This is a genomic window from Enemella evansiae (assembly GCF_004362375.1).
Lineage (GTDB): Bacteria > Actinomycetota > Actinomycetes > Propionibacteriales > Propionibacteriaceae > Enemella > Enemella evansiae.
This window is the reverse complement of record NZ_SNXA01000009.1, coordinates 333727-346332: the sequence shown is the minus strand read 5'-3', so window position 1 is coordinate 346332 and position 12606 is coordinate 333727. Positions and strand designations below refer to the sequence as shown.

8 protein-coding genes are annotated in these 12606 nt (G+C 70.5%); 6 read left to right on the top strand and 2 right to left on the bottom strand.

The window, feature by feature from the left end; translation table 11 throughout:
* Positions 1 to 8 precede the first annotated feature (8 nt).
* The 4 genes from C8D81_RS09705 (at position 9) to C8D81_RS09690 (ending at position 3325) form a co-directional block, all read left to right on the top strand.
* Positions 9 to 1343, top strand: coding sequence for an HNH endonuclease signature motif containing protein (locus tag C8D81_RS09705; RefSeq protein ID WP_094429785.1), 1335 nt, complete (start codon positions 9 to 11; stop codon positions 1341 to 1343).
* A 57-nt stretch (positions 1344 to 1400) separates the two neighbouring features.
* On the top strand, positions 1401 to 1970 hold the full coding sequence (locus C8D81_RS09700) for a GNAT family N-acetyltransferase (protein ID WP_166646752.1): 570 nt from the start codon (positions 1401 to 1403) through the stop codon (positions 1968 to 1970).
* A gap of 106 nt (positions 1971 to 2076) precedes the next feature.
* Positions 2077 to 2904: a hypothetical protein gene (locus C8D81_RS09695; protein WP_144009069.1), complete on the top strand. Its 828-nt coding sequence runs from the start codon at positions 2077 to 2079 to the stop codon at positions 2902 to 2904.
* Positions 2897 to 3325, top strand: a complete 429-nt coding sequence (locus C8D81_RS09690; protein WP_094429782.1) for a PIN domain-containing protein — start codon at positions 2897 to 2899, stop codon at positions 3323 to 3325. Before C8D81_RS09695 ends, C8D81_RS09690 begins: the two co-directional genes overlap by 8 nt.
* A gap of 12 nt (positions 3326 to 3337) precedes the next feature.
* Here C8D81_RS09690 and C8D81_RS09685 read toward each other — a convergent pair whose 3' ends face one another.
* Complete coding sequence (locus tag C8D81_RS09685) at positions 3338 to 4780, bottom strand: aldehyde dehydrogenase (RefSeq protein ID WP_094429781.1); 1443 nt, start codon at positions 4778 to 4780, stop codon at positions 3338 to 3340.
* A gap of 131 nt (positions 4781 to 4911) precedes the next feature.
* Here C8D81_RS09685 and C8D81_RS09680 point away from each other — a divergent pair, with 131 nt between their 5' ends.
* A complete protein-coding gene (locus tag C8D81_RS09680) occupies positions 4912 to 5790 on the top strand; it encodes a helix-turn-helix domain-containing protein (protein WP_094405915.1) in 879 nt (292 codons plus the stop codon).
* On the opposite strand, the gene C8D81_RS09675 is transcribed toward C8D81_RS09680, so the two are convergent.
* A complete protein-coding gene (locus C8D81_RS09675; RefSeq protein WP_094405916.1) occupies positions 5787 to 6911 on the bottom strand; it encodes a pyridoxal-phosphate dependent enzyme in 1125 nt (374 codons plus the stop codon). The genes C8D81_RS09680 and C8D81_RS09675 overlap by 4 nt on opposite strands.
* Positions 6912 to 7034: 123 nt before the next feature.
* On the opposite strand from C8D81_RS09675, the gene C8D81_RS09670 reads away from it, so the two are divergent.
* Positions 7035 to 12596: an ATP-binding protein gene (locus C8D81_RS09670; RefSeq protein WP_229237951.1), complete on the top strand. Its 5562-nt coding sequence runs from the start codon at positions 7035 to 7037 to the stop codon at positions 12594 to 12596.
* The last annotated feature ends 10 nt before the right edge of the window (positions 12597 to 12606 follow it).

The window sequence follows — 12606 nt, the reverse complement described above, 5'->3', positions numbered from 1 at the left end:
CTGGATTCATGAGCACGAGCACGGCAGCGAAGCCGACCACGATCACCATTGAGATGGTCGAGTCGATCCTGCCCGGTGCCGATCGGATTGAGCTCCTCGACCCGAAGGATTCCCTTGCCCTGTTGGACAACTGCGACGCGTTGGTGTCCCTCGCGCATGCCCTGCGGGCCAAGGTCATCGCGCAGGTGGAACACCAGCAGGCGGCCGAGCAGGAGCACCTGTGCTCAACCGCGGTGTACCTCACCAGTGAACATCGGCACACCGGCCGGCGGGCCCGCGAGCTGGTACGTGAGGCGCTCGAGCTCGATCGCGCTCCCCGAGTCGCCGAAGCGGTCCGGCAGGGTCGAGTCTCCGACGAGCAACTGCGCGGAATTCTCTACGGACTGAGCGACCTGCCCGACGACCTGGCCGCGACGGAGCGCGATCGGGCGGAGCGGTTGATGGTCGGGTTCGCCGACAGTCACGACCCGACGGCGCTCCGCCGACTGTCCACTTACCTGTGGCAGACCATCGACCCCGACGGCGCCGACGAGCGCGAGGCCGGCCGCCTCGAGGCGGAGGAGAAGCTCGCCCAGCAGAACCGACGACTCACCCTCACCCCCGACGGCGTGGGCTCGATGATCATCGCCGGCAAGCTCCCGCTCGCCGACGGGGCGGAGCTCAAGGCCGTCCTGGAGGCGTACACCCAATCCATCTGGGCCCGCAGCGCCGAGCAGCCGAAGCACCAGCAGGTGCCGATGACCCGCGCCCAGGCCCGCGCGGACGCGCTGCTGGTGCTGGTCCGTCGTGCGCTGGCGAGCGGTCGCGCCCCGCAACGCGCCGGCGACCGGCCACGGATCAGTGTCCTGGTGTCGCTGGAGAAGCTGCGTACCGGCCTCGGCGCGACCGACCTCGACTCCGGCGAGCGGCTCTCCGCGACGGAAGTACGCCGGCTCGCCTGCGACGCCGAGATCATCCCGATCACCCTCAACGGCAACGGGATGCCGCTCGATGTGGGCCGTAGTGAACGGCTGGTGACGCAGCCGATCCGGGCAGCGCTGGTCGCGCGCGACCGCGGTTGCGTCTTTCCGGGCTGCGATCGACCGCCCGACGACTGCGAGGCCCACCACGTGAAACCGTGGTATTTCGGCGGCCACACCCGCCTCGACAACCTGGTCCTGCTCTGCCCGCATCATCACCGGATGGTCGAACCCGCGCGCGACGGACCATGGGACGCCGACCAGCCACACCGCTGGGCGATCCGAATAATGACAGGGATTCCGACGATCATCCCACCGGCACTGTACGACCCGGACCGCAGGCCACGCCGCCATGCCCGTTTCCGCGAACTGGTGCCGGTATGAGGCCGCCCGGCGCTATTGTCCTCAGGCACCCCTCACGATCCGATGCGAGAGGACTCGATGGACGAGCACACCCACTTCGAGTTCGTGGTACGCCGGGCCCTGCCCGCCGACGCCGCGGCGTACGCGCGGGCGGACGCGGAGATGGTGGCCGAGACCTACCGCGACCTGATGCCGCCGTCGTTCGCTACCGAGCGGCTCGCCGAGGTGCCCGAGCTCACCGCCGAACGCGAGGCCGGCTTCGCCGCCGAGCAGCGCGCCGAAGCGACCGGCCACCAGCCCGAGCGTCGCACCTGGCTCGCCCTGCACGGCGACCGGATCGTCGGCACCGGGGTGGTCACCTATGTCCCGCAGCAGTGGGAGCTCGGTCTCGGCATCGCGCTGCCACCGGGCAACTTCCGGCAGCTCAACCACCTCTACCTGCGCCCCGAGGCCCACGGCGCCGGCCTCGCCCAGACCATGCTCGACCTGGCCCTCCCGGACCGGCAATCCGCACATCTGTGGGTGCTGATCGGCAACCCGCGCGCCGAGGCCTTCTATCGCCGCAACGGCTTCGAGGTCGAGGCGGGGGAGTTCTCCTGCGGACCGGTCTGGTACCACCGCCCGATGCACCGGATGCGCCGCGACTGATTGTGACCCAATCGCGATGAGCTCCTGGTGCGCGTTGTCGGCGTGCTTTTCTAGTCTTATTGCGTCATCGAGCTACGAAGTACCGGGAGGTCTGATGACTCGGCAAGTGCAGTTGCGGCTCAAGGGGCATACGGCCCCGGACGGTGAGCTCAGCGCTCTCGAAGGGGTCGCGCTGATCGAGGCGTTCCGCGACCTCATCTATCGTGTCACCAGAGCCGCAGCAGACAGGCAGGGTCTGGGCCGCACCGATTCGGTTCTCGAGCAACTCAGTTCGGTCCGGTTCGGGTTGAAGCCCGGCAGCACCACAATCACTTTTGAGATCGGCGACGATGCCGCGCTTGACGTCGAGGACTCGATCAGTCAGACGGCCGATCAGAATTTCTGGCAGCTCGCGCGGGATCTGTCCCAGAACGAACGCTCGCCAACGGTGTCTGAGTCGGTTGCCAGCCAGATGTCTGTCTTCGTTCGTGAGTTGAAGAGGAACGCGGTCGACGCTGAGATCGCGGGCGATGGGCATCCGACGATCAAGATCCGGACTGCCGACCTCAACCGAGATATCTGGTCCCCACCCGAGGAACCAGGGGGGACGGAAAGGACGGTCCATGGCGTCCTGGAGATGGTCGACCTGCACACGGCCAGATTCCGGATTCGCGATGTGGCCCACAACACGGTCGAACTACGTGACGTGGTCGACGCAGCGGCCGCCGCCAAACTGGTGGGATCACGAGTCACCGCTCAGGGGCGGTTTGTGGATCGGGAGAGCACGCCCAGGATGGTCGGGGTCATCGTGTCGGCATCTGACGTGCCCGGAGTGCTAGGGCGCGTCGATCCCGATCTCGAGCAGTCCGTGCAGCAGGCCGCTATCCGCGAACCTGAGCCGATAGATCTCAGTCCGGAAGAACTCGACGACTTCTTGGCGAGCATCCATGCGTGACGACCTCGTCCTGGTCGACACCGATGTCTTCAGTCGGGTGATCATGACCCCGCGTAATGCACGACCGGAAGACGCCTCGCTGAGGCGAATGATCACCGGCAGAGCGGTTGCGATCAGCGTGCAGACGAAGGCAGAGGTGCAGTTCGGCGCACTCGTCAAGGACTGGGGGCAGAAGAAGCTCGCTCAGCTGGATGCCAGTCTCGCGGCAGTTGCACTTGCCCCGGTCAATGACGACGTGACCGAGGCCTGGGCGCGGCTGCGGGCACTGTGCAGGAGGCAGGGTCGCCAGTTGGCCGAGAAGATCCATATGGGAGATTGCTGGATCGCCGCGACGGCCATCGCCTATGAGATCCCGCTGGCCTCGGGCGACGGCATCTTCGTAGACGCGCCGGGGTTGACCCTGCTCCGCCCGGATGAATGACGCGGCCGAGCCTCAGAGATACACGCTCTGCAACTGCTGGTACGCCGCCAGCCCCTCCGGACCCAGTTCCCGGCCGATGCCGCTGTTCTTCACCCCACCGAACGGCGCCGCCGGATCCGGGAGGTAGCGGTTCACCCCGATCGTGCCGGTTCGCACCCGGCGCGCGACCTCCGCGCCGCGCTCGGGATCGGCGGTCCAGATCGTGCCGCCCAGGCCGAAGTCGGAGTCGTTCGCGATCCGCACCGCATCATCCACACCGTCGTAGGCGATCACCGTCAGTACTGGCCCGAAGATCTCCTCCCGGGCCAGCGTCGAGGAATTGCTCAACCCGGCGAAGACCGTCGGTTCGACGAAGAAGCCGCGATCCAACTCCGGCCGCTTCCCGCCAGCGGTGATCTGGCCGTGCTCCGAGCGGCCCTTGGCGATGTAGGCCTCCACCCGATCCCGCTGCGCGGCGGTCGCCATCGGCCCGATCTGGGTCTCCGGCGCCGAGGCCGGCCCGACCTGCAGGCTCGTGGCAAAGGCACTGAACGCGTCCACCACCTCCCCGTACCGGCTCCGCGGCGCCAGCACCCGGGTCCCGAGAAAACAGGTCTGCCCATTGTTCAACAGTGTCGAGGTGAACAACCCCTCGCCGATCTGCGCCAGATCCAACTCGGCATCCTCCAGCACGATCGCCGCCGACTTGCCGCCCAGCTCAAGGGTGACCGGCCGCAGCAGCCGACCGCAGGTCTCCGCGATCGCCCGGCCCGCCGCCGTCGAACCGGTGAACGCGACCTTGTCCACCCCCGGATGGGCGACCAGGTACGCCCCCACCTCCCGTCCGGCGGGCACCACGTTGACCACCCCGGCCGGCAACCCCGCCGCCTCCACCGCCTCGGCCAGCAGGAACGCGTCCAGCACCGTCTCCGGGGAGGGCTTGATCACCAGCGTGCAACCCGCCGCCAGCGCCGGTGCCAACTTGAACATCGTCAGCGCCTGCGGGAAATTCCACGGCACGACCGCGGCGACCACCCCGAGCGGGCGGCGGCGTACCTCGATCTCGCCGCCGAAGAAGCCCGGCCGGACCTCGTCGAACCCGCCCTTGGCGGCCAGCCCGGCGTAATAGCGCAGCACCGCACTCGGATAGCCGACCTCGAGCTGACGGGCCACCGCCACCGGCATCCCGTTCTGCGAACTGACCCGCTCCACGAACCCATCCGCGCGGGCATCGAGCTCCCCGGCGAGCCGTTCCATCAGCTCCGCCCGCCGCTCCGGTTCCCATGCCGACCAGCCGAACGGATCGTCGAAGGCCCGCCGCGCGGCATCGACCGCGGCGTCGATGTCGGCCGATTGCCCCGCCGGCACCGTTCCGGCGACCTCCTCGGTGCTCGGATTGATCGGCGCGATCACCTCCGAACTGCTCGGCGCGATCCACTCGCCACCGATGAACAGGGTCTGGTAGCTGATGGTCATGGGATACCTCCGGTCTGGACGCGGGCTCGGCTCTCCGCGCTAGCCTGACCGCATCACCCGGTGCAGCGTTGACCCCGGGTGCCCGGGTTCTGGTCGAATCGTGCCAGCCCCAGCACGAGGCGAGGAGGCCGATGACCGCCGACGTCGACTCCCCGTGGGCCGAGCAGATGGCCGGCGCTTTCGGGCTGGCGGTCGGCCCCGGTGCGGGCCGCGTCCGGCAGGCGGCGCTCGGTGAGGTCGCCGCGTTCCGAATGGCCGGTACGCCCCAGGTGTTGCGCCGCACGGCGCGCGCGATCCGCGGCGCCGACACGACCCCGGTCAAGGTGTGTGCGGTCCGCTCCGGGGAACTCGTGCTGCACCGCGAGCGGGAGGGCGAGCTCCGGATCGGCCCCGGTCAGCTGGTCCTCTATGACACCGCCCGCCCCTACCAGCTGCGCGCCGAGGATCGCTGGAGCTGCACCGTGATGACGGTTCCCCGGGATCTGCTCGCGCTCCCAGCCCGCACCCTGGCTGCGGTGCTGGCGCACCGGTTCACCGAGCAGGGCCCGGCCGCGGTTCTCACCCAGCTGCTCGACACCGCCGTCGTCGACGGTCCGGTCCGCGCCGACGCGGCGGTGCTGCTCGGCCGGGCGACGGTCAACCTGCTCACCGGACTGGCCCTCGAACACGAGGCACCCCTCGCCCCCGACGATGCGCTGCGGGCCGCCGTGCTGGGCCACATCCGGCAGCGCCTCGGCGACCCCGACCTCGGTGTGGCCGCCCTCGCCGCCCACCACGGCATGTCGGTCCGCACCCTGCACCGGCTCTTCCAGGATCAGGAGTGGACCCTGGCCGAGACCATCCGCAACCTGCGCCTGGACGCCGTCCGCGCGGACCTGGGTGACCCGCAGCTCGCCGGCCGCAGCATCATGGCGATTGCCGCCGCCCGCGGCTTCCGCGATCAGGCTCATCTGACCCGGGTGTTCAAGGCCCGATTCGGGATCACCCCCGCCGTGGTCCGCCGGGGTTAGCCGAACACCCCCGCCATCCGCTCGGCCGATTTCAGCCCGCTGCCCGACAGCACCAGCACGGTCCGCTCCCCGGCCCGGATGTCGCCGGTGCCGATGAAGTGGTCGAGGGCGGCGACCGCGACCGCACTGGTCGGCTCGGCGTACAACCCCCGGGCACAGATCTTCCGCACCGCCCCGGCCAACTCGGTCTCACCGACCGCGTACGCCCCGCCGCCGCTGCGGCGTACCGCCTCGACCGCCTCCGGCAACCGGACCGGGTTCGCGATCGACGCGCCCTCGGCGGCGGTCGGCTCCCGCACCAGCCCCGGATCCCGCTCGACCCCGTTCACCGCCTCCACGATCGTCGCCCAGTCGGCCGGCTGACCGACGAACAACCGCGGCCGGTGTCCAATCGCGCCGGCGGCCAGCAGCTCGGTGAAGGCCAGATCCAGCCCGATCAGCTGACTACCGGCCCCGGCGACCACCACCACGTTGTCCGGTGCGTCCCAGCCGAGCTGCTCCCACAGCTCGTACCCGAGGGTCTTCACACCCTGGAGAAAGTAGGGGTGCCAATTGTGGGATGCATACGGAATCTCCGCCGATTGCCGAACGGCCTCGGCCCCCACCTCGTCGCGGGTACCGGGCACCGGTTCGATCTCGGCACCGAATGCCCGACTCATCAGGATCTTGGCCGCCGAGGTGGCCGCCGGCACGATGATCTTCGCCGCGATCCCGGCCGCCGCCGCGTACGCCGCCACCGACGAACCACCGTTGCCGGAGCTGTCCTCCAGCACCCGCCGCGCCCCCAGCCGGCGCAGCTGGGACACCATCACCGACACCCCGCGGTCCTTGAAACTGCCGGTCGGATTGCACCACTCCAGCTTGGCCAGCAGCGGCACGCCGTCCCAGTCCAGCGGCGCCAGCGGCGTCAGCCCCTCACCCAGACTGACCCGCGTCCCGGCCGGGAACGGCTCCGGCAGCGCCGCCGCATAGCGCCACAGCGACCGCTCGTTCCGATCCACCTGGTCTGCGGTGATCCCCGGCAGCGGGGTCAGCGCCAGCGGCCCGCCGTCGGCGCCGCGCCAGCGCGGATCGGTGAGCGGATAGCGGGTGCCGGAGCGGTCGACGAGTTCGGCTGCCATATCGATGAGCGTAGGGCTCACCCAGCCCAGGAGCCGAGTTGTGGGATTCCACCTAATCTCGGGCGCGACATCTGTGGGTGTTGGGGTCCCCGTACGCGGGCCCGGGTCTGGCAGAGTCGCGGTGTGCCTTCGTCCTCCGACACCGCTCCGATCACCCGGCTCGCCATCGTCAACCGCGGTGAGGCGGCGATGCGCCTCATCCACGCGGTCCGCGACCTGAACGCGCGGCGCTGTCTCAGCGGGGAGCAGTGCGAAGGCAATGAGCCCGTCCGCACCATCGCCCTGCACACCGACGTCGACGCCGGCTCGGCCTTCGTCCGCGAGGCCGATGAGGCGTACGCCCTGGGTCCGGCCTCCGCACGGCCCTATCTGGACCTCGCGGTGCTGGAGCGCGCCCTGGTCGAGACCGAGGCCGACGCGGTCTGGGTCGGCTGGGGCTTCGTCGCCGAGGACCCGGCCTTCGCCGACCTCTGCGCCCGGCTCGGCATCACCTTCCTCGGCCCCAGCGGCGAGGCGATGCGCCGGCTCGGCGACAAGATCGGCTCCAAGCTGATCGCCGAGGAGGTCGGCGTACCGGTCGCGCCGTGGAGCCGCGGCGGCCTGGACACCCTCGACGACGCGCTCGCCGCGGCCGAGGAGATCGGCTACCCGCTGATGCTCAAGGCCAGCGCCGGCGGCGGTGGCCGCGGCATCCGCAAGGTCACCTCGCCCGCCGAGCTGACCGACGCCTACCAGCGCACCCGCGACGAGGCCGAGCGGGCCTTCGGCAGCGGGGTGGTCTTCCTCGAGTCGCTGGTCACCGGCGCCCGGCACGTCGAGGTGCAGGTGATCGCCGACGGTCAGGGCACGGCCTGGGCCGTCGGCGTCCGCGACTGCTCGGTGCAGCGCCGCAACCAGAAGGTGATCGAGGAATCCGCCTCGCCGCTGCTGGATGCGGAGCAGACCGACGAGTTGAAGGCCGCCGCCGAGCGGCTGGCGATCGCCGTCGGGTACGCCGGCGCGGGCACCGTCGAGTTCCTCTATCACCCGCAGAGCAAGCAGTTCGCCTTCCTGGAGGTGAACACCCGGCTGCAGGTCGAGCACCCGATCACCGAGTCGGTGACCGGGCTGGATCTGGTCGGGCTGCAGCTCCAGGTCGCCGGCGGTACGCCGCTGACCGGTGAGCGGCCCGTCGAGCACGGCCACGCTGTCGAGGCCCGGTTGAACGCCGAGGACCCGGACCGCGACTTCGCGCCCGCGCCCGGGCGGATCCGGCGGCTGGAGTTCGGCTCCGGTCCGGGCATCCGCGTCGACACCGGTGTCGCCGAGGGGGACACCATTCCCGCCGATTTCGACTCGATGATCGCCAAGGTGATCGCCCACGGCGCCACCCGCTCCGAGGCGCTGGCCCGGTTGCGCCGGGCGCTGCAGGAGACCACCGTGGTGATCGACGGCGGCGCCACCAACAAGAGTTTCCTGCTCGAACTGCTGGACGCCGGTGAGGTGGTCCGGGGCGAACCGGAGTGGGCCGACACCGGGTGGATCGACCGGGTCCGCGCCGCCGGCGGGCTGTCCGCGCACCGGCACACCGGGGTGGCGCTGGTCGCCGCCGCCGTGCTGGCCGCCGAGGAGGCCCAGCGCGCCGAGATCGCCCACTTCCTGGCCACCGCCAGCGGCGGCCGGCCGCAGCTGCGGCACGAGACCAGCCAGGAGATCGAACTCAAGCTCGGCGGCACCACCTACGCCACCGCGGTCCAGCAGATCGGCCCCGACCGGCACCGGGTGACGATCACCGCCCCCGGCCAGCCGCCGCGCACCGTCGAGGCCGCGCTCACCCGGCTCGACGAGGTGCACGGCCGGATCACCGTCGACGGCCGCCGCTATCGGCTGGTCACCGCCAGCCAGGGCCCGACCACCCTGGTCGAGGTGGACGGCGTCGCGCACCGGATCAGCCGCGACGAGGGCGGCGTGCTGCGCTCCCCGGCCCCGGCCCTGGTCGTCGCCACCCCTGTCGAGGTCGGCCAGGAGGTCGCCGCCGGCGCCCCGGTGCTGGTGCTCGAGTCGATGAAGATGGAGACCGTGCTGCCGGCGCCGACGGCCTCGCGGGTGCGGGAACTGCTGGTCCGCGCCGGCACCCAGGTCGAGTCGGGTACGCCGCTGGCCCGGCTCGAACCGCTGGGGGAGGACGAGGAGCAGACCGAGACCGAGGCCGTGCCGCTGGATCTGCCGGAGGCGGCGGGGGAGGCGACCCCGGTTGAGCGGGGCCGGGCCGTGCTCGCCGAACTGCGTGCCCTGCTGCTCGGCCACGACGTCACCGGCCGCGAGGAGCTGATCGCCGAATACCGCGCGCTGCGCCCCGAGCTGGTCGCCGCCGGAATCGACGTGCAGGCCGAGGAGGGCGAGCTGATCGGCATCTTCGCCGACATCGCCGAGCTGCTGCGCAACCACCCGGCCGGTGAGGAACTGCAGACCGAACTGCGGGTGCACAGCTCCCGCGAGCACTTCCACGACTATCTGCGCACCCTGGACGTGGAGCGCAGCGCACTGCCCGAGGTGTTCGCCGACCGGCTGCTGCGGGTGCTGGCGCACTACGGCATCACCGCACTGGATCGCACCCCGGAGTTGGAGCAGGCGGTTTTCCGGATTCTCCTTGCCCAGCAGCGGAACTGGGACGTCGATGTGATCGTCGGGCTGCTGCAGTGCTGGGCCGGGGACACCCCGCCCACCGGCGAGCGGGCCGTCCGCGCCCGCGCGCTGCTGGAGCGTACCGTCCGGGCCACCCAGCGCCGCCAGCCGATCATCGGTGACCTGGCCCGCTCGATCCGGTTCCGCTGGTTCGACCAGCCGGCCGTGGACGCCGAACGCCGCGAGGTGCTCGACGGGGTCGCCGCCGAACTGGACGCACTCAGCGACCCGGACGCCGCCGACCGGGACACCCGGATCGCTGCCCTGGCAGCGATCCCGGAGCAACTGGTCGGCTTCCTGCGGGACCGGATGGCCGATGGGCTGCCGAGCATCGAGCCGATGCTGGAGGTGCTGATCCAGCGGCACTACCTGGAATACGACCTGCGCGGGCTGACCGTCACCGACGTCGCCGGCCGACCGGTCGTCTACGCCTCCTACACCGCCGACGGGCACGGTGACACCCGGGTGATCTCCACCATCGGCGAGGAGGCCGAACTGGTCGCCGATTCGCCGCTGTCCCGGGCCGTCGCCGAGCAGCTCGCCGACGACCAGCAGAACGTGGTCGAGATCTATCTGCGCTGGCCGGGTGAGGTCGGCGAGGTGCCCGAGCTGCGGCAGCGATTGCTGTCCTGGTTGGAATCGCAGGACTTCACCCGCCGCGCCCGCCGGGTCAGCATCGCGATCTGCCCGACCGACGGCGGCCCGGTGGACTACTTCACCATGCGTCCCGACCCGGCGGCCGAGCAGTTCACCATGGTCGAGGACGAGCTGGTGCACGGCATCCACCCGATGGTGGGCCGCCGGCTGAACCTGTGGCGGCTCGCGGAGTTCGACGTCACCAGGCTGGAGGCGCCGGATGACGTGCTGCTCTACGAGGCGGTGGCGCGCAGCAACCCCGCCGACCGGCGACTGATCGCGATGGCGCAGGTGCGCCAGGTCTCCGCGGTCCGCGACGAGGAGGGCCGCACCGTCGCCCTGCCGCACGCCGAGCGGGCGGTGGAGCACGGGCTGGAGGCGATCCGCCGGGTCCGGACCGCCCGCGGCCGCGCGGGTTCGCGGATGGATGTGAACCACGTCTGGGTCACCGTCTGGCCGGTCGTGGACGCCGACCCGGAACACCTCACCGCGCTGCAGTCCAAGATCACCCCGCTCAGCGAGGGCGCCGGGATCGAGGAGGTGCTCACCATGGGCCGGATCCCCGGCCCGAACGGCAAGGTGCGCCCGATCGCGATCCGGTTCCACAACACGCCCGGCCGCGGCACGATCGCCGATGTCACCGCCCCACCGCGGGAACCCCTGCAGCCATTGGACAAATCGGCGGCCCGGGCGATGCGGGCCCGCCGCCGCGGGCTGGCGTACCCCTATGACCTGAAACCCCTGCTCGCCGGTCGCGGCGGCACGGTGGTGGAATACGACTTCGACGACGATGGCGCCTTCGTGCCGGTGGAGCGGCCCGAGGGCAGCAACCCGGCCGGCATCATCGCCGCGGTGGTGACCACCCCGACCGAGATCTATCCGGAGGGCATCACCCGGGTGGTGCTCAGCGGTGACCCGACCCGTTCCCTCGGTGCGCTGTCCGAGGCGGAGTGCCGGCTGGTGATCGCCGGGATCGACCTGGCCGAGGAGCTCGGCGTCCCGGTCGAGTGGTTCGCGCTGTCCGCGGGAGCCCGGGTGTCGATGGACTCCGGCACCGAGAACATGGACTGGGTGGCGGCCGCGCTGAAGCGGATCGTGGAGTTCACCCAGGACGGCGGTGAGATCAATGTCGTCGTCGCCGGGATCAACGTCGGCGCCCAGCCCTATTGGAACGCCGAAGCCACGATGTTGATGCACACCAAGGGAATCCTGGTGATGACCCCGGATTCGGCGATGGTGCTCACCGGCAAGCAGTCGTTGGACTTCTCCGGCGGCGTCTCGGCCGAGGACAACTACGGCATCGGCGGATACGACCGGGTGATGGGCCCCAACGGTCAGGCGCAGTACTGGGCGCCGGATCTGGTGACCGCCTTCGGCATCCTGATGAGCCACTACGAGCACAGCTATGTGCTGCCCGGTGAGGAGCGGCCGCGGCGCACCGAGACCAGTGACCCGGTGGATCGGGACATCTCGGACTTCCCGCACGAGGGTGAATTCGCGACGGTGGGGGAGATCTTCTCCGTCGACAGGAACCCCGATCGCAAGAAGCCCTTCGACATCCGCACCGTGATGCGGGCCGTCGCCGACGCGGACGCCTCGATGCTGGAGCGCTGGGCGAAGATGGCCGATGCCGATACCGCCGTGGTCGCCGACACCAGACTCGGCGGCTATCCGGTGTGCCTGGTCGGGATCGAGTCGAAACCCGTTGCCCGGCACGGATATCTGGCGACCGACGGCCCGGACACCTGGACCGCGGGCACCCTGTTCCCGCGTTCGTCGAAGAAGGTGGCCCGGGCGATCAACGCCGCCTCCGGCAACCGGCCGCTGGTGATCCTGGCCAACCTGTCCGGGTTCGACGGATCGCCGGAGTCGATGCGGAATCTTCAGCTGGAGTACGGTGCCGAGATCGGCCGGGCGGTGGTGAACTTCGACGGCCCGATCGTGTTCTGTGTGATCAGCCGATACCACGGCGGTGCGTTCGTGGTGTTCAGCAAGCGGTTGAACCCCGAGCTGACGGTGCTGGCGGTCGAGGGCTCGTACGCCTCGGTGCTCGGCGGTGCGCCCGCCGCGGCGGTCGTCTTCTCCTCCGAGGTGGACCGGCGGGCGGCGGCGGATGAGCGCGCAACCTCTTTGGAGCAACGGATCGCGGCCGCCGATGACACCGAACGCGGTGCGCTGATGCTGGAGCTCGCCGAGCTGCGGCCGCAGCTGCGGGCGGAGAAGATCGGTGAGTTGGCGACCGAGTTCGACGGCATCCACTCGATCCACCGGGCCGTCGAGGTCGGGTCGGTCGATGAGGTGATCAGCCCGACCGAGCTGCGGCCGAAGCTGATCGCCGCGATCGAGAAGCGGTTCGCCCAGCAGGACGCCGGCGGCGACGACTGAGCGGCCCGCA